This is a genomic window from Roseomonas sp. SRI_022 (assembly GCF_057586215.1).
On record NZ_JBYCZL010000048.1, the window covers coordinates 1 to 26,335 of the forward strand.

General features: G+C 70.1%; 28 protein-coding genes. 7 read left to right on the top strand and 21 right to left on the bottom strand.

The annotated features are described in order from the left end of the window. Positions 1-31 precede the first annotated feature (31 nt). Complete coding sequence (locus AC2YHJ_RS27030; RefSeq protein ID WP_487399294.1) at positions 32-1,012, top strand: DUF2950 domain-containing protein; 981 nt, start codon at positions 32-34, stop codon at positions 1,010-1,012. 193 nt (positions 1,013-1,205) lie between these two features. Here AC2YHJ_RS27030 and AC2YHJ_RS27035 read toward each other — a convergent pair whose 3' ends face one another. The 8 genes from AC2YHJ_RS27035 to AC2YHJ_RS27070 all read right to left on the bottom strand — a co-directional run bounded on the left by AC2YHJ_RS27035 (position 1,206) and on the right by AC2YHJ_RS27070 (position 6,917). After that, the gene (locus tag AC2YHJ_RS27035) at positions 1,206-1,574 is read right to left on the bottom strand and encodes a VOC family protein (RefSeq protein ID WP_487399295.1); all 369 of its coding nucleotides are present in this window, start codon (positions 1,572-1,574) and stop codon (positions 1,206-1,208) included. Beyond that, positions 1,571-2,026, bottom strand: a complete 456-nt coding sequence (locus tag AC2YHJ_RS27040) for a molybdenum cofactor biosynthesis protein MoaE (RefSeq protein WP_487399296.1) — start codon at positions 2,024-2,026, stop codon at positions 1,571-1,573. Before AC2YHJ_RS27040 ends, AC2YHJ_RS27035 begins: the two co-directional genes overlap by 4 nt. Position 2,027: 1 nt before the next feature. Continuing rightward, on the bottom strand, positions 2,028-2,279 hold the full coding sequence (gene moaD, locus AC2YHJ_RS27045) for a molybdopterin converting factor subunit 1 (RefSeq protein WP_487399297.1): 252 nt from the start codon (positions 2,277-2,279) through the stop codon (positions 2,028-2,030). Between the two features lie 4 nt (positions 2,280-2,283). Further along, the gene (locus tag AC2YHJ_RS27050; protein WP_487399298.1) at positions 2,284-2,880 is read right to left on the bottom strand and encodes a hypothetical protein; all 597 of its coding nucleotides are present in this window, start codon (positions 2,878-2,880) and stop codon (positions 2,284-2,286) included. A gap of 52 nt (positions 2,881-2,932) precedes the next feature. Next, positions 2,933-3,559: a CDP-diacylglycerol--glycerol-3-phosphate 3-phosphatidyltransferase gene (pgsA, locus tag AC2YHJ_RS27055; RefSeq protein WP_487399299.1), complete on the bottom strand. Its 627-nt coding sequence runs from the start codon at positions 3,557-3,559 to the stop codon at positions 2,933-2,935. Between the two features lie 13 nt (positions 3,560-3,572). Continuing rightward, positions 3,573-5,468, bottom strand: coding sequence for an excinuclease ABC subunit UvrC (uvrC, locus tag AC2YHJ_RS27060; RefSeq protein WP_487399300.1), 1,896 nt, complete (start codon positions 5,466-5,468; stop codon positions 3,573-3,575). Between the two features lie 286 nt (positions 5,469-5,754). Then, entirely contained in the window at positions 5,755-6,147 is a 393-nt protein-coding gene (locus AC2YHJ_RS27065; RefSeq protein ID WP_487399301.1) for a dihydroneopterin aldolase, read from the bottom strand. Beyond that, positions 6,144-6,917, bottom strand: coding sequence for an SDR family oxidoreductase (locus tag AC2YHJ_RS27070; protein ID WP_487399302.1), 774 nt, complete (start codon positions 6,915-6,917; stop codon positions 6,144-6,146). The genes AC2YHJ_RS27065 and AC2YHJ_RS27070 overlap by 4 nt, the downstream gene beginning before the upstream one ends. A 53-nt stretch (positions 6,918-6,970) precedes the next feature. Between AC2YHJ_RS27070 and AC2YHJ_RS27075 the strand changes: the two genes are divergently transcribed. Then, positions 6,971-7,465 carry a YbaN family protein gene (locus AC2YHJ_RS27075; protein ID WP_487399303.1) on the top strand — a complete coding sequence of 165 codons (495 nt, stop codon included), beginning with the start codon at positions 6,971-6,973 and terminating at the stop codon, positions 7,463-7,465. 8 nt (positions 7,466-7,473) lie between these two features. Here AC2YHJ_RS27075 and AC2YHJ_RS27080 read toward each other — a convergent pair whose 3' ends face one another. The 4 genes from AC2YHJ_RS27080 to AC2YHJ_RS27095 all read right to left on the bottom strand — a co-directional run bounded on the left by AC2YHJ_RS27080 (position 7,474) and on the right by AC2YHJ_RS27095 (position 11,622). After that, positions 7,474-8,268, bottom strand: coding sequence for an ABC transporter ATP-binding protein (locus tag AC2YHJ_RS27080; protein ID WP_487399304.1), 795 nt, complete (start codon positions 8,266-8,268; stop codon positions 7,474-7,476). 1 nt (position 8,269) lies between these two features. After that, positions 8,270-9,043 carry an ABC transporter permease gene (locus AC2YHJ_RS27085; protein ID WP_487399305.1) on the bottom strand — a complete coding sequence of 258 codons (774 nt, stop codon included), beginning with the start codon at positions 9,041-9,043 and terminating at the stop codon, positions 8,270-8,272. A 1-nt stretch (position 9,044) separates the two neighbouring features. Then, positions 9,045-9,998 (bottom strand): ABC transporter substrate-binding protein, encoded by a 954-nt coding sequence (locus AC2YHJ_RS27090; protein WP_487399306.1) that lies wholly within the window; start codon positions 9,996-9,998, stop codon positions 9,045-9,047. 112 nt (positions 9,999-10,110) lie between these two features. Continuing rightward, positions 10,111-11,622, bottom strand: coding sequence for a UbiA family prenyltransferase (locus AC2YHJ_RS27095; RefSeq protein WP_487399307.1), 1,512 nt, complete (start codon positions 11,620-11,622; stop codon positions 10,111-10,113). Here AC2YHJ_RS27095 and AC2YHJ_RS27100 point away from each other — a divergent pair. After that, positions 11,616-13,265 carry an ArnT family glycosyltransferase gene (locus AC2YHJ_RS27100; protein WP_487399308.1) on the top strand — a complete coding sequence of 550 codons (1,650 nt, stop codon included), beginning with the start codon at positions 11,616-11,618 and terminating at the stop codon, positions 13,263-13,265. The genes AC2YHJ_RS27095 and AC2YHJ_RS27100 overlap by 7 nt on opposite strands. A 339-nt stretch (positions 13,266-13,604) precedes the next feature. Here the strand turns inward: AC2YHJ_RS27100 and AC2YHJ_RS27105 are convergent, their stop codons facing one another. Genes AC2YHJ_RS27105 through AC2YHJ_RS27125 form a run of 5 tightly spaced genes read right to left on the bottom strand, consistent with a single transcriptional unit; the run spans position 13,605 to position 18,520 of the window. After that, positions 13,605-15,218, bottom strand: a complete 1,614-nt coding sequence (locus AC2YHJ_RS27105; RefSeq protein WP_487399309.1) for an AMP-binding protein — start codon at positions 15,216-15,218, stop codon at positions 13,605-13,607. Between the two features lie 4 nt (positions 15,219-15,222). Continuing rightward, positions 15,223-15,561, bottom strand: coding sequence for a DUF6285 domain-containing protein (locus AC2YHJ_RS27110; RefSeq protein WP_487399310.1), 339 nt, complete (start codon positions 15,559-15,561; stop codon positions 15,223-15,225). Continuing rightward, the gene (locus AC2YHJ_RS27115; protein WP_487399311.1) at positions 15,551-16,537 is read right to left on the bottom strand and encodes a phosphotransferase family protein; all 987 of its coding nucleotides are present in this window, start codon (positions 16,535-16,537) and stop codon (positions 15,551-15,553) included. The genes AC2YHJ_RS27110 and AC2YHJ_RS27115 overlap by 11 nt, the downstream gene beginning before the upstream one ends. Further along, entirely contained in the window at positions 16,530-17,741 is a 1,212-nt protein-coding gene (locus AC2YHJ_RS27120) for an acyl-CoA dehydrogenase family protein (protein ID WP_487399312.1), read from the bottom strand. The genes AC2YHJ_RS27115 and AC2YHJ_RS27120 overlap by 8 nt, the downstream gene beginning before the upstream one ends. Before the next feature lie 11 nt (positions 17,742-17,752). Continuing rightward, positions 17,753-18,520 (bottom strand): SDR family NAD(P)-dependent oxidoreductase, encoded by a 768-nt coding sequence (locus AC2YHJ_RS27125; RefSeq protein ID WP_487399313.1) that lies wholly within the window; start codon positions 18,518-18,520, stop codon positions 17,753-17,755. A 95-nt stretch (positions 18,521-18,615) separates the two neighbouring features. Between AC2YHJ_RS27125 and AC2YHJ_RS27130 the strand changes: the two genes are divergently transcribed. The 3 genes from AC2YHJ_RS27130 (at position 18,616) to AC2YHJ_RS27140 (ending at position 21,702) form a co-directional block, all read left to right on the top strand. Further along, complete coding sequence (locus AC2YHJ_RS27130; protein ID WP_487399314.1) at positions 18,616-19,359, top strand: SDR family NAD(P)-dependent oxidoreductase; 744 nt, start codon at positions 18,616-18,618, stop codon at positions 19,357-19,359. A gap of 66 nt (positions 19,360-19,425) precedes the next feature. Further along, on the top strand, positions 19,426-20,487 hold the full coding sequence (locus AC2YHJ_RS27135; RefSeq protein WP_487399315.1) for an NAD(P)-dependent oxidoreductase: 1,062 nt from the start codon (positions 19,426-19,428) through the stop codon (positions 20,485-20,487). A 54-nt stretch (positions 20,488-20,541) separates the two neighbouring features. Next, positions 20,542-21,702, top strand: a complete 1,161-nt coding sequence (locus AC2YHJ_RS27140) for an MFS transporter (protein WP_487399316.1) — start codon at positions 20,542-20,544, stop codon at positions 21,700-21,702. 116 nt (positions 21,703-21,818) lie between these two features. On the opposite strand, the gene AC2YHJ_RS27145 is transcribed toward AC2YHJ_RS27140, so the two are convergent. From AC2YHJ_RS27145 to AC2YHJ_RS27160, 4 genes are all read right to left on the bottom strand, one after another. Continuing rightward, complete coding sequence (locus AC2YHJ_RS27145) at positions 21,819-22,478, bottom strand: M35 family metalloendopeptidase (RefSeq protein ID WP_487399317.1); 660 nt, start codon at positions 22,476-22,478, stop codon at positions 21,819-21,821. Between the two features lie 103 nt (positions 22,479-22,581). Continuing rightward, entirely contained in the window at positions 22,582-23,319 is a 738-nt protein-coding gene (locus AC2YHJ_RS27150) for a M35 family metallo-endopeptidase (RefSeq protein WP_487399318.1), read from the bottom strand. A 16-nt stretch (positions 23,320-23,335) separates the two neighbouring features. Further along, the gene (locus AC2YHJ_RS27155) at positions 23,336-24,055 is read right to left on the bottom strand and encodes a Crp/Fnr family transcriptional regulator (protein WP_487399319.1); all 720 of its coding nucleotides are present in this window, start codon (positions 24,053-24,055) and stop codon (positions 23,336-23,338) included. Further along, complete coding sequence (locus AC2YHJ_RS27160) at positions 24,052-25,773, bottom strand: tetratricopeptide repeat-containing protein (protein WP_487399320.1); 1,722 nt, start codon at positions 25,771-25,773, stop codon at positions 24,052-24,054. Before AC2YHJ_RS27160 ends, AC2YHJ_RS27155 begins: the two co-directional genes overlap by 4 nt. A 123-nt stretch (positions 25,774-25,896) precedes the next feature. Here AC2YHJ_RS27160 and AC2YHJ_RS27165 point away from each other — a divergent pair. Then, a partial coding sequence (locus AC2YHJ_RS27165; protein ID WP_487399321.1) for a toll/interleukin-1 receptor domain-containing protein occupies positions 25,897-26,335 on the top strand: 439 nt, incomplete at its 3' end.

Consider the following 26,335-nt stretch of genomic DNA (forward strand, 5'->3'; position numbering starts at 1 on the left):
GTCGTGGCGGGCGGCGGTGAGGAGCATGGTGATGTCCAGGACAGCCCTGATCGGCGGCCTCGCCGCCCTGTTGGCGGCCTCGGCCGCGCTGGCCCAGGCGCCCGCCCCGTCGGCGGCGCCCGAGGCACCGGCCGCCGGGGCCGCCGCGCCGGCACCGCAACCGATCCCCCCGGCCGCGTTCCGTAGCCCGGAGGAAGGCTTCGCCGCCTTGGTCGCTGCATTGCGCGCCCCGGGCGACCGGCAGGCGCTGCGCGTCCTCGGCAGCGCGGGCAGCCGGTTGATCCGCTCCGGCGATGCGGTGGAGGACCGGGCGGTGCGGCAGCGTTTCCTCGCCGCCTATGACCAGAAGGCGGAGATCGTGCGCCCCGCGCCGGGCCGCGCCGTGCTGGAGGTGGGCAGCGACGGCTGGCCGCTGCCGCTGCCGATGCTGGAGCGTGGCGGCGTCTGGCGCTTCGATTCCGTCGCGGCGGGGCAGGAACTCGTGGATCGCCGCATCGGGCGGAACGAGCTCGATACCATCGAGGTGATGCGCGAGCTGGTGGACGCGCAGGCCGACTATGCGAGCGGCGTCGGGCGGGAGGGTGCGTTCCGGGTCTATGCGCGCCGGTTCTTCTCGACGCCGGGCCGGCGCAATGGGCTGTACTGGCAGACCGGCCCGGATGAGGCGCCGAGCCCGCTCGGCCCGCTTTTCGCGGCGGCGAGCGCGGGGGGCTATTCACGCACGCCGGGCGACACGCCGCAGCCCTTCCACGGTTACCTGTTCCGCATGCTGGAGGCGCAGGGGCCGGCGGCGCCGGGCGGAGCGATGGATTACCTGGTGAACGGCCGGATGATCGGCGGCTTCGCTGCGATCGCCTGGCCGGCGCAATATGGCGTGTCCGGCATCAAGACCTTCATGGTCAGCCATTCCGGGGATGTCTGGGAGCGCGACCTTGGCCCGAACACTGCGCGGGTGGTTGCCGGCACGACCCGCTTCGACCCCGGCGAGGGCTGGACGCGCGTCCCCGAATAGCCCGGTTTCCGCGGTCCAGGGGGCCGTCGCCCTCTGGCGGGGAGGTTCGGAGGGGCGGCGCCCCTCCGACGGCGCTGGACCGCGCGAGAGAGCCGTATTATATTCCTACAATCAAGGCGCGACCCGCGCGCTTCTCGCCAATAAGGGCCTGAAAACCTAAAATCCTAAAGCAATAAAGTAACGCGCCGCGGCCTCACGGTGCGAAGAGGCACAGCACGTTGCCTTCGGGATCCGCCGCGTGCAGCGCGAATTCCCCGGAGGGCAGCGGCCCTGGCGGGTCCAGCACGGCGACCTTGGCCATCAGCAGCCGCCGGTGCCAGCGCTCGACCTCGTCGCGGGAGTCGAGGTGGAAGGCGAGCATCACGCCGGGCTGGCCTTCGCGGGGGAACAGCGCGTCGCCGCGGGCGCGCAGCACCAGGCTGACATGGTCGAGGTCGAAGCGCAGCCAGCCGCTGCCGGCATCGGCCGGCGGGCCTTCGAGGATGCGCTCGTAGAAGGCGCGCTGGCGGGCGATGTCGCGGCAGGGGATCACCACGGCATCGAGATGCGGTGGTTTCGTCACGCGGCCCCGGTCCAGCGTTCGGCGGCCATGTCGTCCTCGGCCTTGGCCTCGACCCAGCGATCGGGGCGGTTGGCGAATTCCTCGCGCTTCCAGAAGGGCGCCTTGGTCTTCAGCCAGTCGATCAGGAAGGCGCAGGCCTCGAGCGCGGCGGCACGGTGGGCGGAGGCGGTCAGCACCAGCACGATGGGCTCGCCGGGCAGGATGCGGCCGGTGCGGTGGATGACGGTGCAGCCGGTCAGCGGCCAGCGCGCCTCGGCCTGCTCGGCGATGCGCGCGATCGCGCGTTCGGTCATGCCGGGATAGTGCTCGAGCACCAGCGCCGAAAGCCCGTCATCGCCGCGGCAGACGCCAAGGAAGGTGGCGATGCCGCCGACATCGACGCGCCCGGCGGCCAGCGACGCGGTCTCGGCGGCCAGATCGAAGGCCGCGTCCTGCACGAGGATACGGGCCATGTCAGCCGCCGGTGACGGGGGGGAAGAAGGCAACCTCGTCATTCGCGGCGACCGGCTGGTCGGGCGTCGCGAAATCCTGGTTCACCGCGGCGCGCACCTGGCGCGGGTCGGCGAAGGCGGTCGCATGGGCAGGCGAACGCGCCGCGAGCCAGCGGATCAGGCCGGCGACGTCGCGCACCTCGGCGGGGGGCGCGACCTCCTCCTCGGCGATGCCGACCTTCTGACGCAGCCAGGCGAAGTACAGGACTCGCATGGGATCAGCGCGGGGTCGGGATGGTGGTCACGCGCCCGCCGGGCTGGATGACGGTGGTGGTGCCGCCATCGCGGATGGCGACGCCGCCGGCCGGATTGCCGGGCTGGCTGAAGGTCTGCACGCGGTCGGTACCGCCCGTGACGGTGCCCGCGGGCTGGCCGGGCACCAGGACCTGCGTGCCTTCGACGCGGCCGGAGGCCGGGGGCAGGACAGGCGGCACCGGGCGGGCGGGGGCAGGGGTGGCGACCGGCGCCGGTGTGGCCAGCACGTCCGGCGGCGTGGAGGAGCCCGGCCGGCGGCGCGTCTGTGCATCGACTTCAGGGCGCGGCACCGGGCGGTATTCCGGCACCGAGGTCATCGCCGCGGTGGGACCATCCGGTGGCCGGTTGAGCAGCGCGCCGACCGACCGACGCAGATCGGCGATGCTCTCGGATTGCAGGGGGGTGAATTCGGGGTCCTCGCCCGTGACGCGGCGGATGGTCAGGCTGTCGCCTTCCACCTCCGGCAGGCTGGCCATGTTCCAGGATGGCTGCCAGTCGGGGCCGCAACCGGCCAGCAGGGCGACGGACAGGAGGACACCGCCTCGGGATGCGCGCCTCATCGTGTTTCGCTCCGCGATCATGGTGTGAAGATGCGCCTGCGGCCTGCCACGCTCAAGGGCGCGCCGCGGTCTTGTCGTGATGCGAGGGCCCCTGTGCGGCGGAAGCGTCCGCCTGGCCGGCATGGCGCAGCCCGGCCTGGAGATAATCCCAGCCGGTGACGAGCGTCAGCGCCGCGGCGACCCACAGGCCAGCCTCACCGATCAGGGACACCGGCAGCGCGCCGAGACCGATCACCGAGGCGCCGGTGTCGCCGGCGAGCAGCGTGCCGAGCGCGCCCATCTGGAAGCCGGTCTTCCACTTCGCCAGCCGCGTGACCGGCAGGCCGACGCGCAGCTCCGCGAGGTATTCGCGCAGGCCGGAGACCATGATCTCGCGCAGCATGATGACGATCGCCGGATACAGCGCGGCAGGCGACAGCCGGTCGAGCCCGACCAGCAGCATCAATGCAGCGCCCACCAGCAACTTGTCCGCGATCGGATCCAGCATGCGTCCGAAGGAGGATGTGACGCCGCGGTCGCGCGCGATCTTGCCGTCGAAATAGTCGGTGATGGCGGCCACCGAGAAAACCACGCAGGCCGCCATGTCGCCCCAGCGCGTGCCGAGCGCCGCGACGGCGACGAGCACCGGGATGGCCGCGATGCGGGAGATCGTCAGCAGGTTGGGGAGGTCGGTCGGCATCGCGATTGCTTGCTTAGCCCGTCCCGTCGCGCGGGGCCACCGTGGCGCCGGGATGGAAATGCTCATGGATGCGCTGCGCCACGCGCGGTCCGACGCCCGGTGCGGCGGCGAGGTCGGTGAGTGCCGCGTTCCGCACCCCGCGCGCCGAGCCGAAATGGTTGAGCAGCCGCCGTTTGATCGCGGTCCCGACGCCGGGGATGTCATCCAGTTCCGATCGTGTGAGCGCCTTGGACCGTCCCGCGCGGTGGGCGGAGATCGCGAAACGGTGCGCTTCGTCGCGCAGCCGCTGCAGGTAGTAGAGCACGGGATCGCGGGGCGGCAGCTGGATGGGTTCGCGGCCGGCCATGTGGAACCATTCGCGGCCGGCGTCGCGGTCGGGGCCCTTGGCGACGGCGACCAGCGGCACGTCCTCGACGCCGAGTTCCGCCATCACCGCCTGGGCGGCGGACAATTGGCCTGCGCCGCCGTCGATCAGCACCAGGTCGGGCCAAGATTCCGATTCGCGGCTGGGGTCTTCCCGCAGGGCGCGGCCGAAGCGACGTTCGAAGACCTCCCGCATCATGGCGAAGTCGTCATTGCCCTGCGCCACGCGGATCGAGAACTTCCGGTAGGCCTGCTTCATGAATCCGGCAGGGCCGGCGACGACCATGACGCCATAGGGGTTGGCGCCCTGGATGTGGCTGTTGTCGTAGACCTCGATGCGTTCCGGCGCGCCGGGAAGATCGAACAGGGTGGCGACACCATCGAGCAACTGCGCCTGGGCGGTGCCCTCGGCGAGGCGCCGTTCCAGCGCTTCCCGCGCATTGGTGGCGGCGTGGTCCACCGCGTCCTTCTTCTCGCCGCGCTGGGGGCGATGCAACTCGACCTTGCGGCCGGCCTTGAGCGACAGCGCCTCGGCGATCAGGGCCGCTTCGGGCGGCTCGTGTGAAAGGAGGACGAGCGGCGGCGGCGGCAGGTCGTCGTACAGCTGCGCGAGGAAGGTGCCCATCACCTCCTCGGCCGACTGGTCCTGTTTCGCGTGATTCAAGAAGTAGGGGCGGTTGCCGTTGTTGCGCCCACCGCGGAAGAAGAAGACCTGCACACAGGACTGCCCGGCCGCCTGGTGCAGCGCGACCACGTCGGCATCGCCGACGCCATCGAGATTGACGCGATCCGTTCCCTGCACATGCGTCAGGCCGCGGATGCGGTCGCGCAGGGCGGCGGCGCGCTCGAATTCGAGATTCGCCGCGGCGGCTTCCATCTCGCTGGCGAGACGCCTCTGGATCGAAGGCGTGCCGCCGGACAGGAACTCCTTCGCCTCACGCACAAGTGCGGCGTAGTCGTCGTGGCTGATGCGTTCGACGCAGGGTGCCGAGCAGCGCTTGATCTGGAACAGCAGGCATGGCCGCGTTCGGCTGTCGAACACGGTGTCGCGGCAGGATCGCAGCAGGAAGACGCGCTGCAGCGCGCGGATCGTCTGTTTCACCGCCTCGGCCGAGGCGAAGGGGCCGTAGTAGGACGCGCCCTTCCGCCGCTCGCCGCGATGCTTGGCGATCTGCGGATAGGGATGATCGTCGGTGATCAGCAGCCAGGGATAGGATTTGTCGTCGCGCAGGACGATGTTGAAGCGCGGCCGCAGCCGCTTGATGAAATTCGCCTCGAGTAGCAGCGCTTCCGCCTCGGAGGCGGTGGTGACGATTTCGAGGCTGCGCGTTTCGAACACCATGCGCCGCAGCCGTTCGGACAGGCGCGAGAGTTGCGTGTAGGATGTGACACGGCGCCGCAACGAACGGGCCTTGCCGACATAGAGTGCATCGCCCTTGGCATCGAGCATCCGATACACGCCAGGCGCGAGTGGCAGGGTCGGCAGCGCGGCCTCGATGACCGCGAGGCCGTCCTCGCGCGGGGGTTGTTCCGGGGTCTCGGTCATAAGGCGGTCAAGGGGTGTGCGGTGGTCGCCAGGTTGTCCACGAAAGGTGTGGATAAGTCTGTGGGCGAAGGGCGACCGAAGACGTAGATCGCGTGGTTACAAAAGGGTTTCAACGACTTGCCCCGGTTTTGGGCGTCCCGGCCGCTACTATTTAAGTGATTGAATTTTAAAGATATAAATCTCGACTTAACAATTCCGTGAGCGTCAAGGGGAAATCTTCTCTTGACCCGGCCGGACGGCGCCCCGCTCTCGTCGGGCAGTGGACAAAATCCGCCCGCGGTCAGTTTCAAAATCGCGTCCTTTCAACGACAACGCCCACGCTCGTCACGTCACGAAGCACGTCAGGCTTCTCTACCGATACGCGCACACGCAACACGCGATCATCACCAAGTATTGCAAGCGCAATGCGTTCAGCGAGGGTCTCGGCTAGGCGAACGTGTCCTGCGCATGCGATGCGGCGCGCCGTTTCCGCAACGACGCCGTAATCCACCACGCGCGACAATTCATCGGGCCCTTCCGATGACGGTGCATGGGAATCGCGCACGGCAAGGTCGATGCCGATCACGACACGTTGTGATTGAGTCTTCTCGTGTGCATGCACGCCCAGGTGCGCCTGCACCGTCAACCCACGTACGAAGACGTGTCGCAGGCCCGCGGCAGCGTCGGGTTCGATGGTCATTCCTCGGGCTCCATGCCCTGGGTGGGCGACCATTGCAGATGCTGCCCGCCATCGAGGGCGATCATCTGCCCGGTCATGGATGGCAGCGAGAGTATCGCCAGCAGTGCGCGCGCCACTTCCTCAGGCCCCGTCCCGTGGCGCAGCGGCACGGATCGCGCCTGGCGGTCGAACTGGTCCTGCGACTGACGCGGGCTCGGCAGGGCGGGGCCAGGGCCGATCGCATTGACGCGGATGCGCGGCGCCAGCGCCAGGGCGAGGGCTTGCGTCAGCGCCCAGAGCCCGGCCTTGGACACGGTGTAGGAGACGAAGTGGGGCGTCAGCGACCAGACCCGCTGGTCGAGCAAGTTCACCACCACGCCTTCCGCACCCGCGGGCAGCACACGGGCGAAGGCCTGGGATAGCACGAAGGGCGCGCGCAGGTTTGGTTCGACATGCCGGTCCCAGGATTCGCGTGTCGCGTCGTGCCATTCGTCGCGCTCGAAGGTCGATGCGTTGTTCACCAGGACGCCGATCGGGCCGAGCGCCGCGGCGGCGGCGGGCAGCAGCCGCGCGACCTCGGCTTCGGTCGCGAGGTCGGCCGGCAATGCGACGGCGCGGCGGCCGAGCGCACGGATCTCGGCTACGGTCGCATCCGCCTCCGCCGCGCTGGCGCCGTAGTGGATGGCGAGGTCGAACCCCGCCCCGGCGAGGGCGAGCGCCATCGACCGGCCAAGCCGGCGCGCCCCGCCGGTGACCAGGGCGGCGCGGGGGATCGTCGCGGGGATATCCATGCGGGGGTGAATGGCCCGTCCCATGCGCCAGGGCAACGGCCAACTGCGCCGCGATGGAACGCCCCTGCATCCAGGCCAGCGATCTCGACGGCGGCACCGGATGGTGCCACGGCTGCGGCATGGCCAAGCCGGAGCGCATGACGCCGCACCGCGTGCGAATCATCGGGGCCCGGCGCGCAGGGCCGGCAGTGATGCGCGGCGTCTATCTCGTCCTGGGATTGCTTCTGGTGGCGCTCGGTGTCGTCGGCGCCTTCCTGCCGGTGCTGCCGACCACGCCCTTCCTGATCCTGGCGGCAGCCTGCTTCGCGCGATCCTCGCAGCGGCTGGAGGCCTGGCTGCTCGACCATCCCCGCTTCGGGCCGGTGCTGCGGGCCTGGCGCGAGCGCGGGGCGATCCCCCGTCGCGCCAAGCTCATGGCGGTGGCCGGGACCACGCTCGGCTTCGTCGTGTTCTATGTCGCCGGCGCGCCAGGCCCGTGGCTCGTCGCCGCTGTCGCCGGGTTCATGCTCAGCGGCGTGGCCTATGTGCTGTCGCGGCCATCGGCGTGACGGGCGTGTCACCCGGCCGCCGACGCCGCCTTGCGCACTTCCTCGCGGATCTCGCCCATCAGCCTGGCCTTGAGCGTGGCGAATTCCGGCGTGGTCTTCACCGTCCAGTCGCGTGGATGGGGCAGGGGGATCGGCACATCCGCCTTGATGCGCCCGGGCCGGGCGGACATCACCACGACACGGTTGGCGAGGAAGATCGCCTCGTCGATGTCGTGGGTGACGAACAGCACCGTCTTGCGATCGGCTTCCCAGATCTCCAGCAGCAATTCCTGCATCAGTTCGCGCGTCTGGTGGTCGAGCGCACCGAAGGGTTCGTCGAGCAACAGGATCTCGGGATCGTTCGCCAGCGCGCGGGCCAGCGCGCAGCGCTGCTGCATGCCGCCCGAGAGCTGGCGCGGCCAGTGGTTCTCGAAGCCCTTGAGGCCGGTGCGGGCGATGAAGCGCTCGGCGACGGCCTGTTGCTCGGCGTCCGGTAGGCCGCGTTCAGCGAGGCCGAAGCGGATGTTCTGGGCGACGGTCAGCCAGGGGAACAGCGTGTAGGATTGGAACACCATGCCGCGATCCGGCCCCGGGGCGGCGACCGGCGTGCCATCGAGCGAGACGCCGCCGCCGGTCGGGTGGTCGAGCCCCGCGACGATGCGCAGCAGCGTGGATTTTCCGCAGCCCGACGGGCCGAGGATGGCGACGAACTCGCCGGGCTTCGCCGTCAGGTCGACCGGCTGCAACGCCAGCGTCGGGCCGGCGCGGCCCCTACCGGGAAAGCTGCGGGTGACACCGGAGATGCGCAGGGTCTTGCGGCTCATCTCACAGCACCGCCCAGGGGAACAGCGTCCGGTTCAGTGCCTTGAACAGGAAGTCCGTCACCAGCCCGATCAGCCCGATCACCACGATGCCGAAGATCATCTGCCCAGTATCGAGCAGCCGCTGGCTGTCCATGATCATGTGGCCGATGCCGCTGGTCGCGCCGATCAGCTCCGCCACGATCACGTAGGTCCAGGCCCAGCCGAGCACGAGGCGCAGCGTCTCCATCACCTGCGGCGCGGAGGACGGGATGATGACGCGGCGCAGGATGCCGCGGGAGCGCGCGCCGAGCGTATAGGCCGCCTCCACCAGGTCCATCCGCGTCGCCCCCGCGATCACCGCGACCATGATGACGATCTGGAAGAAAGACCCGATGAAGATGACCGACAGCTTCTGCGCCTCCCCCACGCCCGCCCACAGGATCAGCAGCGGGATGAAGGCGGAGGCGGGCAGGTAGCGTGCGAACGAGATGAAGGGCTCGAAGAAGGCCTCCACAGGCTTGAAGGCGCCCATCATCAGCCCGAGCGGCACGCCGATCGCCGCCGCGATCGCGAAGCCGCCGACCACGCGGAAGACGGTGATCGCGATGTCCCCGGCGAAGCCGAACTCGGTCAGCAGCGACCAGCCGGCGCGCAAGGTGCGCTCCGGCGAGGCGAGGAACAGCGGCGGCACCCAGCCCGACCAGGTCGCCGCGCCCCAGGCCAGCACGAACAGCAGGAAGAAGCCGGCGCCCAGCAGGACGCGGGCGGCGGCCGAAACGGGAACGAGCGGCTTCATCTCACCCAAGGAAAGTGGTGTTGAGCAGTGCGCCGAGATTGACGTCCTGGCGCACGACGCCAGTCTCGCGCTGCACCGTGTGCGCCTTCTGCATGAATTGCGGCAGGCCGTCGGCGACGTAGGCCTTGTTCTTCGCCTGGTCGAGCCATTCGATGAACTGTGCGCTGGCCTTGAACTGCTCGCCGGTCTGGTTGACGCGGCGGCCCATGATCTCGAAGGAGCGATCCGGCTCGCGCTCGATCATCGCCAGCGCGTCCCACCAGGACTTCACCACGCGCCGCACCGCTTCGGGGTTCGCCTGGATGAAGGCCGGCGTGAAGGCGAGAGTGTCCACCACGCAGGGGTGGTCGAGCGTGGTCGCGAGGATCTTGCCCTTGTCCGCGCCCATCGCGCGCACCTGCGACAGATAGGGTTCGTAGGTCGAGCAGCCGTCGAACTGGCCCGCGACGAAGGCCTGCGCGGCCGGCTGCGGGGCGAGCGTCGCGGCCGTGATGTCGCGAATCGACTGCCCGTTCTCGCGCATCATATAGGCGAGCACGAAATAGGGCGTGGTGCCGGCGCCATCGACGGCGATCGTCTTGCCCTTCAGATCCGCCCAGCCATTGATCGACGGCCGCACCGCGACGCCGTCCCCGCCGCGCGAGCGGTCAAGCACGAGCACCTGCACCAGCGGCGCCGCACTTGCCCAGAGGATCATGGTGTCCACGGTGGTGACGACGCAGTTCAGCGCGCCGGAGACGAGGGCGAGGTTGCGCTCGCGCTGCGGGACGAACTTCGTCTCCACCTCGATGCCATTGGCGCGGAACAGCCCGGCCTGCTCGGCGAGCGTCAGCGGCGCGAAGCCTGTCCAGCCGGACATGCCGATGGTGATCTTGGGCAGGGTCTGGGCGCGCAGGGTGGCGGGGGCGGCCAGCGCGAGGCCGGAAGCCCCGAGCAAGGAGCGGCGGTGCATCATGGTGATCTCCTCGGCATGGCACGGTTGGGGCAGGCGCGGCATCACCGCAGCGTGCGGTGAGCGAGCCGCAGCCTATACATGGCCGGCAAGCGGTGTGCCATCCTGATGCACGTCAGGTGCAGATGCCGAGGAACCAGCAGCGCACATCCACCGTCGCGCTGATGGCGACAAGGACGAGCAGCAGGCCCAGCACCATCAGGCTCACCCTCTCCCGCAGCGCGAAGACCAGCGGATCGTCGTCGATCTTGCCGCGCCGGGCGCCGATCCACATGCGGCTGATCCAATAGAGCAGCAGCGGGCAGCACAGCCAGAACACCTCGGGCGTGCGGTACAGCACGCGCACATTCGCGCTTTCGATGTACAGCGCCAGCACGAAGACCGCCGAAAAGCCGCTGGCCGCGCCGAGCGCGCCGAGCGTGTCCAGGTCCTCGATGCGGTAGCCGCGGCCGCCGGGCCGCTCCTCGCCGGTCGGGTGCGACAGGGCGCTGACCAGCTCGGAATAGCGCTTGAGCATCGCCAGGCTGAGGAACAGGAAGGTGGACAGCGCCAGCAGCCAGAAAGATGGCGCGATCAGGGATGCGATGGCGCCGGCGAGGATGCGGTGGGTGTAGAGCGCGGCCAGGACGAAGACATCGATCAGAACGCGGCGCTTGAGCCAGGTCGAGTAGGTCAGCGTCAGCACGAGGTACAGCGCGATCCAGGCGGCCAGGGTCCAGGAAACCGAGGCGGCGATGGCGAGGCCCACCGCCAGCAGCAGCAGGATCATCGGCGGGCCGGCGGGCACCGGCAGGTCGCCCGAGGCGAAGGGGCGGGTCCGCTTGCGCGGATGCGTCCGGTCAGCCTGCAGGTCGAGCAGGTCGTTCACCAGATAGCCGGCCGAGGCAACCAAGCTGAGCGCGACGAAGGCGACCGCGGCATGCCCGAGCGCCGTCATGTCCGAGAAGCGATGGGCGGCGATCACCGGCAGGAAGACAAGGGCGTTCTTGGCCCATTGGTGCGGACGCATGGCCCGCAGCAGCGTGCGCGGCGATGGTGCCGCGGCGGGGAAGACCCGCTCGACGGGCGCGACCGTGGCGGCGCGGGCTGCGATGCCGGAACGGCGTGGCGCGACGACGATGGCCGCGCGCGCCACCGCCCAGACCGGCAGGTCGTGCCGGTCATTGCCGGCATAGTCGAAGCCGCGCTCGCCGAAGCGCGCGACGAGTGCCCGAGCCTTCGCGGACCCGCGCAGGTTGTGGCCCGGTCGCGTCGCCAGGACTTCATCGAACAGGCCGGTGCGGGCGGCGACGGCCTCCGCCACCCGATAGTCGGCAGCGGTGGCGAGGACGAGGCGGCGGCCACGTTCCCGTTCCGCGCGCAGATAGGCCAGGAAGGGCTGGTGGAAGACGAAGGACAGGCCGGACGGATCCATTGCCTGGGCCAGACGATCCTTCAGCGCCGCCTTTCCGCGCAGCAGCCAGAACGGCATGAGGAACAGCAGAAATGGTTGCTTCCCCAAGCAGGCCAGCACAAGTTCATAGAGGCTGTCGCCAACAAGAAGCGTGCCGTCCAAATCGACACAGAGCGGAACCTCGGCCTCGGCCGGACCGTCCGTTGGTATCGGGGGATTATCCTGCGGTGTCACAGAATACGTCGTTCCCATCAACTGGCGCCGGCGGGCCGGGGCTGCTGGCCTGTCTAGCGGTCATCGCCGCCTGTGCGCTAGGGCTCTATGCGACATCGCCGACATCCGGCGGCTTCTGGTGGAGCGATGCGCCGCGGCACGGGCTCAACGGCATCTTCGTGGCCGAGCTGTTGCGCACCATGCCGATCGGCGATCCCCGGGGCTTCGCCTTCGACTTCTATGCGCAGTATCCGGCGCTCACGATCCTGTTCTATCCGCCGCTGTTCTATGCGCTGAGCGCGCCCGTCATCCTGCTGTTCGGCGAGAGCCAGGCGGTCATCCAGGCGGTGGTGGCTCTCCACCTCTTCGCGCTCGGTGCGGGCGTCTTTGCACTCGCGCAGATGATGGCCGGGCGCTGGACGGCGCTGTCGGTGGCCTTGCTGCTGCTTGGCGCGGGCGAGATCGCACTGTGGGGCCGGCAACTGATGCTGGAGATCCCGGCGCTTGCGTTCCTCGTCTGGGCGACGGTCTTTGCGTGGCGTTTCGCGCGGGATGGCGGGACCGGTGCCCTGGCGGCGACGGTGCTGCTGCTGCTGGCGGCGCTCTACACGAAGATCAGCATGGCCTTCGTCGTGCCGGCGCTGGTGCTCGCCGTGTTGGCGATGCGCGGGTGGCCGGTGCTGCGCGACCGGCGGATCTGGGCGGCCCTGCCGCTTGCGGTGCTCGGCCTGGTGCCGCTGATCTTGCTGACGCTGAAATTCGGCCAGGCGAATGTGCAATCGGTGGTCGCTATCGCCGATACACCGGCGTCCCGCAGCACGCTGGCAGGCTGGACCTGGTATGCCGAGCAACTGCCAAGCATGGCCGGCTGGCCCATGCTTGGCCTTGCCGCGATCGGCTTCGTCGCAGCGTTTCGCCGGCAGGGGCTGGAGCGCGCCGCGGTCGTGCTGTTCGCGGCCTGGTTCGTGCTCGGCTACGTTGCCCTGTCCTTCGTGGAACTGAAGGAGGCGCGACACGGCGTGATCCTGATGGTGCCGGTCGCGGTCTGGGCGGCGCTCGGTCTGCGCTGCCTGTTGCAGCCGCTGGCTGATGCGCTGCGCGGCCCCGCGGCGGTGGGTGTTGCCGCCCTGCTCGCCGTCGCGACGATGCTGTTCGCCCAGGTGCCGCAGGTCGACGGGTACCGGGAGGCGGCGCGCATCGCCGCAGGCCTTGCGCCACCGCAGGGTGCGATCCTGTTCTCCGGCAAGCGCGACGGGTCCTTCATCTTCAGCATGCGCACCGCGACTGGCCGTGGCGACCTGATGACCGTGCGCGCCGACAAGCTGTTCCTGTCGGTCTCCGTGCGGCGCGAGCTCGGCGTGCGGGAGACGACCTACACGGACGAACAGATCCGTGACCTGCTGCGCGATGTCGGCATTTCCATCGTGGTTGCGCAGCGCGATTTCTGGACGGACCTCGACCAGATGGCGGCGCTGCAACGCGTGCTGGACGGCCCGGATTTCGAGGAGATCCGCCGCATTCCTGTCGAGGCGAACGTCCCGGTCGAGGATCATGAGCTGCGCGTCTATCGCGCGCGCTGGGAACCGCGCCCGGCGCGGCGCGATCTTGTGATCGACCTGCCGATCATCGGGCGCAGTGTGCAGGGGCGCGGCGGCACGCCGTGATCCCTCGCTTGCATGCCCGCCGGTGACGTGCCATAGTATCCGCCCATGGTTGCGAACCGCATCCCGACCGTTCGATTTTGGTACCGCTGGTATCCACCAGCGGCCTGAGGGATCGTCCACGCGACCAAGTTTCCCCGAAAGCCGCCAAGCCCTGGCGGCTTTCGCGTTTCGGGGACCATGATCCCGCTACCCGCAAGACCCAGGTGCAAGGCGGCCCCACACAGGAGGTCACCATGAAGCGCACCGAATACGATTTCGACGTCATCTCCGGCCCATCCACCCCGCCGCGACCGCCGGCGCCGAAACCCGCGCCGCAGCAACCACACGGGAAGTAGCGGGTCAGTCCTCGCGCAACCCGCGCCGCAGCTCGAACTTCTGGATCTTGCCCGTCGCCGTCTTGGGCAGCGGACCGAAGGTCACGTGCCGCGGCGCCTTGAAATGCGCGAGATGCGCACGGCAATGCGCGATGATGTCGGCAGGCGTGGCACTCGCGCCGGGCTTCAGCGTGACGAAGGCGTGCGGCACCTCGCCCCATTTCGGGTCGGGATGCGCGACGACCGCGGCTTCCATGACGTCGGGGTGGCGATACAGCGCCTCCTCGACCTCCAGGCTGGAGATGTTTTCGCCGCCCGAGATGACGATGTCCTTGGCGCGGTCCTTCACCTCGATATAGCCATCGGGGTGCAGCACGCCGAGGTCGCCGGTGCGGAACCAGCCATCGACGAAGGCGGCGGCGTTGGCCTTCGGATTGCGAAGATAGCCCTTCATCACCGTGTTGCCGCGCAGCGCGATCTCGCCGAGCGTCGCGCCGTCTGCCGGCACGCGCGCGCCAGTGTCGGCGTCGATCACCGTCGCGTCTTCCAGTGTCGGCAGCGGCACGCCCTGCCGCGCCATGAAGGCGGCCTTGTCCGGCAAGGCGAGGTTGGCGAGTTCCGGCTGCCAGGCGCAGAGCAGCGATGGCCCGTAGCATTCCGTCAGGCCGTAGAGATGCGCGACGTCGAAGCCCAGCCCGTCCATCGCGGCGATGACGGGGGAGGGTGGCGCCGCACCGCCGGTCGCGATGCCGACGCGGTGCGGGAACGCGCGGCGCTGGTCCTCTGGCGCGTGGATCAGCATGGTCAGCACCACCGGGGCGGCGCAGAGATGCGTCACGCCATATTCGGCGATCAGCGCGAAGATCTGCGCGGGATCGACGCGCCGCAGGCAGACATGCGTCCCGCCCTGCAAGGTCACGGCCCATGTATAGGTCCAGCCATTGCAGTGGAACATCGGCAGCGTCCACAGATAGACGCTGCGCGGCGAGAGCCCGAATGCCAGCGCATTGCCGCAGGCATTCAGATAGGCGCCGCGATGATGCACCACGACCCCCTTCGGATCGCCCGTGGTGCCGGAGGTATAGGAGAGCGAGATCGCCGCCCATTCATCCCCCGGCGGCTCGACGGGGAACGCCGCATTGCCCGTGGCGAGGAAGTCTTCATAACCTGTCGCGTCGATCGCCGCGGCGCCGCGACCCTCGGCGTCGTCCACGACAATGACGCGCGGCGGGTCGGTCACATCCTTCAGCGCCTCCGTGACCAGCGCGGCGAACTCACGGTCCAGCAGCAGGACCTTGGCGCCCGAATGGCCGAGGATAAAGCGCACCGTCGGCGCGTCGAGCCGGGTGTTGATTGGACACAGCACGGCACGCGCCATGGGCACGCCCATATGCGCTTCCAGCATCTCCGGGATGTTGGGCAGCAGGGCCGCGACGACATCGCCGGGCACGACGCCCGTCAGACGCAGGGCGGAGGCTAGGCGCCGACTGCGATCCAGGTACTGCGCATAGGTGACGCGCCGCGCCCCATGGATGATGGCGATCCGAGTGGGCCAGATGCGCGCCGCGCGGGCGAGGAAGGAAACCGGCGAGAGCGGAACGTGGTTCGCGGCCGATTTCGGCAGGTCGTCTTCCATCATGGCCTCAGCCCTTGCCGAGCGCGCGCGGCGCGCTCACGGCACAGCGCGCGCGGGTGATCTCGTCCAGCAGCGCGGCCGCCAACGCATGGCCCGCGCTGCCCGGATCGAAGCGGCCCTGCCGGATGGCGGCGGCGAAGTCGCGCGGGTCGCCGGGCATGCGTGCCAGGGCTTCGGCTTCCCAGGCCGCGTCTTGCTCCGCCTCCCGCCCCGCGATCGCCATGGCGTTGGCGACCATGCGCGCGGCGAAGGCCTTGTCGGGCGGCAGGGCGGGCAGCAGGTCATTCAGCAGCACGTCGCGCGCGATGGCGAGCAGATCGGGGGCAGCCGGTTCCTCACGCAGCATCGCGGGCCTCCACCATGCGCAGGATCTCCCATTCCAGGCCCGGGACCATGTGGCCGGTCAGCGCCAGTTCGAGGTTGCGCTCGACACCCGAGATGTGCCGTTCCGCCTGGTCGACAGCGATCGAGGCCCAGCGGATATGCGCGGCGACTTCCCACCAGCGCACGCGGGCATCGTCCACCTGGCCGTAGCCTTCATACAGCGCCGCGCGGGGGCCGATGCCGCCGGCCTCCTGCGCGTCGTTGCCGAAGCGCCAGCATTTCGCGCAGAGCCAGCCGAGGTCGGCATGCGGGTCGGACCACAGCGCGAATTCCCAGTCGAGCACGGCCGTCACGCCGGTCTCGTCCAGCATGATGTTGCCGGTGCGGAAGTCGTTGTGGACCAGCACGGGTGGCACGGGTGGCGGCGCGGTGCGTTCCAGATGACGCAGCCCCCATTCCAGCACCGGACGTGGCGTGCGCTGGCGGTCCAGCGCGGCGCGCTGCCCGGCGATGAAGGCGCGGCATGGGTCGGCGGGGGCCGTGCCCAGGAAGGTGAGGTCGGTGCGCGGGGGTGTCACCGTGTGGATGCGCGCCAATTCGCGCCCGAGTGCCCGCACGCAGGCCTCGCGCCCGCCGCCGAGCGTGCCGCTGCGCACCACGCGATGGGCAGCGGCGGTCCCCGCGACGCGGTGCATGACGAAGAAGGGCGCGCCGAGTACGGATGCGTCCTCGCACAGGAACAGCGGTTGCGGCACGGTGACGCCAGCCGCGAAGGCGGCGCGCAGCAGCGCGTATTCCTGTGCGCGGCCGTGACTGACGGCGAGCGTCGCCGCATTGTCCGTCCGCAGCACCCAGGCATGCCCGCCATTCACCTCCAGCGCCCAGTTCTGCTGGATGGCGCCGCCCGACAGCAGCGACGCGCCCTCGATGACCAGGGACGCGTCGCCGCTGGCCGCGCGCAGCCAGGTGGTCAGGCGTTCGCGGCGGGCCTCATCCACGTCCGGCCTCGCCCCAGCGGAAGAAGCCATCGCCCTCGGATCGCAGCAGCCCCGCCAGGACCATGCGATGCACTTCCGACGCGCCATCGACCAGCCGCGCCTGGCGGGCGTAGCGATAGATCCACTCGATGACCGTGTCCTTGGAATAGCCCCGCGCGCCGAGCAACTGCAGCGCCGTGTCCACCGATTTCTGCAGCGCGTCGGCGACGACGATCTTGGCCATCGACACCTCCTTGCGCGCGAAGGATCCCTGGTCGAGCGCCCAGGCGGCGCGCATGGTCAGCAGGCGGCCGATCTCGATCTCCATCGCCGCCTGGCCGACCAGGCCCTGCACGCTTTCGCGGTCGATCAGCTTCATGCCGAAGGAATCACGCACCTTGATGCGCTCCATCGCGATCTCCAGCGAGCGCCGCGCGAGGCCGGTCCAGCGCATGCAATGCGTCAGCCGCGCGACGCCAAGGCGCATCTGCGTCAGCTTCAGCCCGTCGCCGATGCCGAGCAGGCGTTGATCGTCCGGGATTTCCAGCCCGTCGAACTCCAGTTCGCAATGCCCGCCATGTTCCTCCGGGCCCATGATCGGGATGCGGCGGGTGATCTTCCAGCCGGGCGCATCGGCATCGAACAGGAAGGCGGACAGGCCCTTGCGCTCGTCATCGGATGTGCGCGCGATGATGATGAAGATCTTCGCGTTGCCCGCGCCGGTGATGAAGTGCTTGCGGCCCGTGATGCGCCAGCGGTCGTTGCCGATGCGCTCGGCCTTCGTATAGGTCAGGTTGGGATCGGACCCGCAGCCATCGGGCTCGGTCATGGCGAAGGCCGATTGCACATCCCCGTTCACGATGGGCTGCAGCCAGCGTGGCTTCATCGCCTCGGGCAGCACCTTGTCGAGGATCATCATGTTGCCGTCGTCGGGCGCGGCGGAATTGAACACCACGGGGCCGAAGATGGAACGGTTCATTTCCTCATAGCAGGCGGCCATGCCGATGCGCGGCAGTTCCATCCCCCCGAGGCGCTTGGGCATCTGCAGAGCCCAGATCCCTTCGGCCTTGGCGGCCTTGCGCATCTCCGCCAGCACATGCGGGGCGATGTTGTCGTGCTCGTCGTAGTTGGCGCGGTCGGATTCCAGCGGGATCAGCCGGGCATCGACGAAGCGGCGGATGCGCAGGCGGATCGCCTCGATATCCGGTGGCAGCACGAAATCCATGGTGCGTCGTCCTACAGCGGGTTGACCGAATGTCCGCCATCCACCGTGACCACGGCACCCGTCATATGCGCGCCGGCGGCGGAGGCGAGAAGCAGTAGCGGCCCGGTTAAATCATCCGGCGAGCCCAGGCGCCGCTGCGGAATGCGCTTGATCATCGCCTGGCCGGGTTCCGAGGCGAAGTAGTCGCGGTTGATGTCGGTCGCGACATAGCCCGGCGCGATGGCGTTCACCCGGATGCCGAAACGCGCGAGTTCCACCGCCATCTGCCGCGTCAGCTGCAGCAGCCCCGCCTTGGCGGCGGTGTAGCCGGCGACGCCGGGAATGATGCGTTCCCCGAGCACCGAGGCGATGTTGATGATCGTCCCGGGCTGCTTCGCTGCCGCCAGCCGCTTCGCTGCTTCCTGCCCCACCAGGAAGCAGCCGCGCAGGTTCACGGCCATAACATCGTCCCAATCCTCAGTGGTCTGCTGGAGGAAGGGCTTCGTCACCGCGATGCCGGCGTTGTTCACCAGGATGTCGCAGGGACCGCCGAGTGCGGCTTCCGCGACGTCGAAGGCCGCTGGGATCGAGCCGGCGGCTGTCACGTCGACCGGCACCGACACCGCGCGCGCACCGAGTTCCGCGGCGAGCGCCGCCGTCGCCTCGCTCCGCCGTGCCGCCAGCGCGACCGCCGCCCCCGCGCCATGCAGCACGCGGGCGAAATGCGCGCCCAGCACGCCGGAGGCGCCCGTGACGAACGCCCGTCGCCCGGCCAGCGAGAACAGCCCGGCGATGTCCATGGCGTCTCCTTCCCTCATGCTTGCGGTCAGGGGTGCCACCCGTTGCGCCCGCCCGCAAGCCCCGCGATGCTGCCGCGCAGGGTGGGAGAGACCGCATGACCGCGAGGACGGTTCTGGTGACCGGCGCGCAGCAGGGGATCGGCGCCGCCGCTGCCCGCGCCTTCGCGGCGGCCGGCTATGACGTGGCGGTGAACTGGCTCGACGACCGCGCTGCGGCCGAGGCGGTCGCGGCGGACATCGCCGCCGCCGGCCGCCGCGCCATGCTGGTGCAGGGCGATGTCGGCACCGCCGCATCCTGCGCAGCGGTGGTGCAGGCTGCGATCGACGGGCTGGGCCGCATCGATGTGCTGGTGAACAACGCCGGCATCTTCCCACGCGTGAACTTCCTCGAAATGACCGAGGCGGAGTGGGACCGCGTGCTGGACGTGAACCTCAAGGGCAGCGCCTTCTGCGCCCAGGCGGCGGCACGGCACATGGTGGCGGCGGGCATCAAGGGAGTGATCCTGAACCTCTCCTCCTCCTCTGTGCGCGGCGCGGTGCTCGGGGTGCACTACTCGGCGACCAAGACCGGCGTCATCGGCATCACGCGGTCCATGGCGCTGGCGCTGGCGCCGCACGGCATCCGGGTGAACGCCATCGCGCCGGGGCTGACCGACACGGCGCAGCCGCGCTACGGCAATACCGATGCGGAGCTGGCGGAGATGGCACAGGCGATGCCACTCGGGCGCATGGGCCGGCCGGAGGAGATCGCGGGGCTGATGACCTACCTGGCCTCGGACGCCGCGGCATGGATCACGGGGCAGGTCTATCACATCAATGGCGGTGTCTATCTGGCCTGACCCCGTCTGGCGCGCCCCCCCATCCCGCGCTACCCAGGGCGGGCCGTCCTATGGGGGAAATGCCACGTGTCCGCTTCCACTGCCCGCTTCCGCATCGGCTACCTGATCAAGGTGCCGCATCAGACCTTCCTCGACACCGCCGCGAAGGACCCGGCGCTCGAGGTGGTGCGCATGACGCTGGATGACGGCGTGGACGCGGCGCTGAAGGTGCTCGAGACCTGCCAGGGCTACTATGTCCGCGCGTCCCGCGACGAGCTGCCCAAGCCGATGCACGTCCATGACGAGCTGCTCGCGCGCCTGCCCAACCTGCTGATGGCGGCCTCCCAGGGTGCCGGCTACGACACCATCGAACCCGGCGCCTGCACCCGTGCCGGCGTGCTGCTGGTCAACCAGGCCGGCGGCAATGCGGAAGCGGTCGCCGAGCACGCCGTCGGCATGATGCTGTCGCTGCTCAAGCGCTTCGGCGAATGCCATGCGGCGATGCGCGAGAGCCGCGCCCAGCGGCGCGAGGAATTCATGGGCCGCAACCTCTACGGCAAGACGGTCGGCCTGGTCGGCATCGGCAATGTCGGCACGCGCACCGCGGCGATCCTGAACGCCGCCTTCCATTGCCGCGTGCTCGCCTACGATCCCTATGTCGATGCCGCGACGGTCGCCGATCGCGGGGCGGAGAAGATGGACGACCTCGCCACCATGCTGGCGCAATGCGACATCGTCTCGCTGCACTGCCCGCTGACGCCGGAGTCCCGTGCGATGATGGCGGCCAATGCCTTCGCCGCGATGAAGCCGGGCTCGTTGCTGGTGACGACGGCGCGCGGGTCGATCCATGACGAGATGGCGCTGCTCCCCGCGCTGAAGTCTGGCCACATCGCGGCCGCCGGCCTCGATGTGTGGGAACAGGAACCGCCGCCGGCCGACCACCCACTGCTGTCGCTGCCCAACGTCATCTGCACGCAGCACACGGCGGGGGTGACGCATGAAAGCCGGTCGATGATCACGCGCATCGCCGCCGAGGCGTTCTCCGCCTTCGTCGCCGGCCGCTTCCCGCCGCGCATCATCAACCCGGAGGTCAAGGCGCGCGTCGCGGAACGTTACAGCGCTGCACTCGGGCGGCCGATCGCGGACTGATCGCCCGCTTATCCGGCTTGGCGGCGGCGCGATGCGGCGGGAGGATGGGCAGCGATGACCATCGCCACCAACCGCGCGCTCACCGTCGCCGTGCTGGGCACGACGCAGACCCTGTCCTGGGGGTCCTCCTACTACCTGCCAGCCATCCTCGCGACGCCGATCGCGGCCGAGTTCGGCCTGTCGCGCGCCACCATCTTCGGCATCTTCTCGCTCGCGCTGCTGCTGACGGCGGTATTGGGGCCGGCGGCGGGGCGACAGATCGACATCCGTGGCGGGCGCGATGTACTCGCCGTGTCGAACCTCGTCTTCGCCGCTGGGCTACTGCTGATGGGCGCGGCGCCTGGGCCGTTGGTGTTCTGCCTCGCCTGGGCGGTGGTGGGCGTGGCGATGGCGATGGGGCTCTATGACGCAGCCTTCGCAACGCTCGCCGGGTTGTATGGCAAGGACGCGCGCAACTGCATCACGGGCATCACGCTGATCGCGGGCTTTGCCAGCACGGTGGGCTGGCCGCTGACGGCGCTGATGGATGCGGAATGGGGCTGGCGCGGCGCCTGCTACGGTTGGGCGGCACTGCATCTGCTGCTCGGCCTGCCGCTCAACCGCTTGCTGATCCCGCGCGTGCCGCCGCCCGAGAAAACCGCTGCCGCCGCGACCGGCGCCGGTCCGGCGCCGCGTTTGTGGGACATGGCGTTGCTCGCCTTTGTGCTGGCGACGGCGGGGTTCAGCGCTTCCGCGCTCGGGGCACATCTGCCGGGGTTGCTGCAGGCGGCCGGGGCCACGGCGGCGGCGGCGGTGGCCGCGGGCGCGTTGCTCGGGCCCGCGCAGGTCGGCGCTCGGATCCTGGAATTCGGCTTTCTGCGCAAGGTGAATCCGCTGGTCTCGGCGCGCATCGCCTGCGCCGCGCATCCGGTGGCCGTCGCCGTGCTGCTGGCCGGCGGGGCGCCGATGGCGGCGGTCTTCGTGCTGATCCACGGGGCCGGGAACGGCATGCTGACCATCACGCGCGGCACCTTGCCGCTCGCCCTGTTCGGGTCGGTCGGCTACGGGCGTCGGCAGGGGCTGATCACCGCGCCGGCGCGCGCGTCGCAGGCCTTCGCACCATACTTCTTCGGGCTGCTGGTGGATGCGGTCGGCACGCAGTCGCTGTGGCTGACGGCGGGGCTCGGCATGGCTGCGGTGGCGGCGCTGTTCCTGCTGAAAGTTCGGCCGTCCTGACCCATGAGCGCACAGTGCGGCCGCGCGCAGACCGACCGTAGTCGCCAGCGCATCAGTGCAGGGCGCGAACGCAAGGCGGCTGGACGGCCGCTGCCCGCCGTTCGCGGGCACAAAGACTACCTTGGCAGGGTTTCGACGAAATACTCGTAGTTGTCGGCGTTCTCCGCCGCACGTGACGCATTTTCCTTCGCCAGCGCCAGCGCGCCGTTCGGGCGATACGCGTGGTCGCGGGTATTGGCGGCGACGTGCGATCCCTCGTGGATCAGGATGCCCCAGCGGGAATCGGTGCCGTCCATCCGCGCGCGGAAATAGGGCGGGCACAGGCCGAGCACGAGGTCGCGTTCCCGCGCATAGGCGAAGCGGCCGCCCGGGCAGCCGGCCGGGTCATTGCAGCGGACATCGACACCCGACATGTCCGCCAGCCGCGCCGCGGTCAGTTCCAGCGTGATGCCGATCGTCTTGCGCGGCGCATCACCGAACCAACGGGCGATGTGCGGGTGGTCGGGCTGTTCGCGCACCAGGCGAATGGCCGCGACAAGGCGCGCGCGTGCCTCGGCCAGCGCATCGTCGATCAGGGCGCGATGGTCCGGCGTGCAGGCGGGGCCCGGGATGTCGGCCGCCGTCAGCACCGCGGGCGGGGGTTTCTCGGTCGGCAGCGGGACCTGGAGAACCTGCCGGTTCGGCTCGAGCGGCTGCGGCTTGTCGGTTGGCAACGCGGCCGGGCCCGCGGCCATCAGCAGCAGCGCGGCCGGCAGGACGGAAAGAAGACGATTCATCGCGCCGCATCCTGCCATGACGCGCGCCGCGCCGCGGTGAAATCCTTCATCCCCGCCGCATGGCCCATGGGCGGTTCGACCCGAAGCATCCGGTCGTCCCCGATCAGGACCGTGGCAGGGTTTCGACGAAGAACATGTAGTTGTCCGCGTTCTCCGCCGCGCGCATCCCGTTCTCGCGGGCCAGTGCGAGGCTGGCGGTCCGGCCATAGGCATGGTCGCGGGTTTCGACTGCGAAGTGCGTCGCTTCATGGATCAGGATGCCCCAGCGCGTGCCCGTTCCATCCATCCGCGCACGGAAGAAAGGCGGGCAGACGCCAATCACCTGGCCCTCGTCGATGCGATAGGTGGCCGCGGGCCGGCCCTGCGCATCCCGCAGGACGTGCGACCAGCCCCTGGCATACGCGCTTACCTCGGGGCGGCAGCGGGCCGGATCGTTGCAGTGGATGTCGACCCCCGCCGTATTCGCAAGCCGCGTCGCCGTCCGTTGCAGCCTGTTGAGGACCACCGGGTGCGGGGCACTACCGAACCACTGCCGGACATGGGGGTGCTCAGGCTGCTCACGCACCAGCCGGATCGCCGCCGTGAGGCGCGTACGGGCCTCGACCATCGCCGCGTTGAACACCGGGATCTGCTGCATGTTGCAGGCAGGTCCGGGCAGTTCGGCCGGCGCGCTTGCCAAGGGCGCAGGCAGCAAAGGCGCGACAAGCGGCAGGCGCGCCCCTGGCCCGCCTGGCGGAGGCTTCGCGTCCGGAAACTGGGCCAGGGCAGGTGGTGCAAGCAGCAACAGCGCGGCCGCAATGGCCCGGAGCCGTCCACGCAGGGGCGCCGCCGTCAGGGGCATCGCGGCGCGCCGCGCTTCACGCCCCGTCCCGCGGCCCGGCGGCGACAGCCGCGAGCCCCGCCTCATCCAGAACGAACAGGAACGCCTTCTCGGTGTCGTAGGCGACGAGGTTCGCCGCCCGCCAGGCATTGAGGATCGAGATGATGCTGCGCGTGGTCGCCCCCAGCAGGTCGGCGAGGTCGCCCTGGCGGAATCGCGCGGCGAGCCGCACGCCCTTGTCGGTCTTCACGCTGTCGGCCTTCAGCAGGTACATGACCTGCCGCGCCAGCCGTACCTCGAGCGGCGCGAAGGTCGCATCCTGCAGCAGCCCGAAGGTGCGCCGCAGCCGCACCGAAAGCATCCGCGCCAGCGCGAGGCCGAGCGCCGGCTCGCTCTCCGCCGTCTCCAGGAAGGCGGCGGCCGGGATGCGCGCGAGCTTCACATCGCCCTGCACCAGCGCATCGGCGCTGCGCGGCGACCCATCCAGCACGCCGATCTCGCCGAAGATGTCGCCGGCGCGGAACACCTCGACCATCAGGCGCTTCGCGGCACTGTCGGGGGCGCCGACGCGCACCCTCCCGCGCCCTTCCAGCACGGCATAGACCGCGTCCGGCGCGTCGCCCTGCGCGAACAGCGGCGCGCCATCCGGCGGCGCGACACGGCGCGCCCCTTCGGCCATGCGTGCCAGCGCCGTCGACGGCAGGCCCTGGAACAGCGTCATGCGGCCGAGTTCCTCGGCAAGGCGCGTGTCGCTCATGCCATCTCCTCCTCGAAGCCCGAGCGCCGCAGCGCATAGAGCGGCAGTGACCCGAAACCCTTGGCCGTCGGGATGCGGCCGGCATAGTCACAGGCAAGCCCGGCCCCGCGTGGCAGCAGCGCCACCTCGCAGGCAAAGGCCTCGGTCGCGAAGATGCGCCCCGGCGGCGTGACCGGTTCGATGCGCGCGGCGCGCGTCATCGCCCGGCCGGAATACTTGTCGGCATTCTGCACGGCGTCGCGCACCGGCAGCATCGGGCCGAAATCCAGCGCGAAGCGCGGATGGATCGGTGGCTCCTGGCATTCCAGCGCCGTGCGCATGTCGAAGGCGCAGGCGGCGGCGGCGACGACATCCTCGAAGGTGATCTGCACCGCGTCGCCCCAGGCATTGCGGTAGGTCGCGGGATGGCGGTCGAGTGCGGCGCCCATCGCCACCAGCGGGCCCTCGTAGAAGCGAGCCAGGCCTTCGTCGTCGAGCGCGCTGAAGCGGGGCAGGTCGCCGAACAGCACGGCCATGGGCCGGCGGCGCGGCTCCGGCGGTGCGTCCCCATTGCCGTTGCGCGGCCAGGGCCAGCCGAGGAACAGCGACTGCCCGCCCGCGCGCGTCCAGGCCGCGACATCCGCCCCGGTTCCGGCCGCACCGCGCGACGGCACGCGGTCCCAGGCGGCGACCTGCAGGGCGGCGCCGTCACGGTGGCGCGCATGCAGCCGGGCGAGGCCCATCGCGCGCCGCGCCGCCATCGCCAGGTGCAGGTCGTCGCCGGGAAAGGGCCGTTCATCCAGCTGCTGGATGCGCACCCGCGAGAGCAGTGCACGATAGCGCGCGACCCAGCGTTCCCCGGCCGGCAGCACCGAAGCGGCCTCATAGGTGCAGGCATCGCAGGGCAGCACGACGGTCGGCGTCACGCCGGCCCGCAGCAACGCCTCGGCGGCGAGGATGTCGAGGCCCGCCGCCAGCCCGCCGAAGGCCATGCCGACATGCTGTGCCGCGATTGCGGCATCAAGCGTCGCGGCGATCAGGCCTTCGATCGCCGGGTCGTCCTGGCCGGGTTTCGGCATGTGGCCGGTGTAGTGCAGGACCGCGGGGATGCGCAGCGCATCGACGATGGACGGCGAGACGCCGAGTGCGATGGCCTCCCGCCGCAACTGCCGCCGTGTGGTGGCGCGCGCGGACAGGTCCGCCCCGGCGCGCGCCTCGGCTTCCTCCAGCGCGCGGCGCGCGCCGAGCTCGCGCCCGGCGAGGAGCAGCGCCTCGGCCTCGGTGGCGGCCGACCAGTAGTCACCGGAGTCGCGGTGGTTGCGCAGCACCTTCTCGGCGATCACCACCGCGCGCCCGCGGTCCCCACCCATCAGGTGAAGCGCGGCCGCGTTGACGCCGTGCCAGCCTTCGCCGCCCCGGCTCCACAGTGCCTCATAGCGCCGCGCCGCTTCGGCCAGCAGCGGGCCGCGCGCGGCGACCGGTTGCTCGAAGGCGCGGTCCTTGATCAGCCGGGCGCCGAGGGCGGCGATCTCCGGGTCCGATTCGGCGTCGAGCCGAAGCTGGTGGAACAGATCGAGCGCGCGGCCCGTCGCCCCGGCGCGCGCAATGGTCAGCGTCGCGCGGTAGCGCAGCGCAGGGTCGTCCGGGTGCTCGGACAGCGCGGCCATGGCCCTGTCATGGGCCGAGAGAAGAAGGCCCTCCGCCTCCAGGGCCAGGACCTCCGCAAGGCTTTCGGACATCATTTCCTGCCGCGCGAGGGACTTGATCCTAGAAGGCAGCGCCCGCGCCGGGCAATCCGTGACGCTCGTCCATGGCGCGACGGCGCGGGCTGTGCCAGAAGGCGGGCGTTCCGGATGCCGCCCATGCCGCATGACGTCTTCCTGAGCTATGCGTCAACCGATCGCCCCGCCGCCGATGCCATCTGCGCGGCGCTGGAGGCGCGCGGCATTCGTTGCTGGATCGCCCCGCGCGACGTCCCGGCCGGGGCGGATTGGGGCGAGGCGATCCTGACCGCGATCGGCCGGGCCCACGCCATGGTGCTGGTGCTGTCGCGGTCCACCGCGAATTCCGTGCATGTGAAGAACGAGGTCGTCACCGCGGTCTCGCAATCCCTCGCGCTGGTGCCGGTGCGGATCGAGGATTGCCAGCCGGGCGGCGCGCTGCGGCTGCACCTCGCGGGGTCGCATTGGCTGAACGTCTATCCGCTGCCGGTCGAACAGCACGCCGACCTGCTGGCCGCCGGGGTGCGGCTGGCGTTGGCGGCCGACGCGACGATCGAGATTCCGCGCGCCCAGGCGGCGG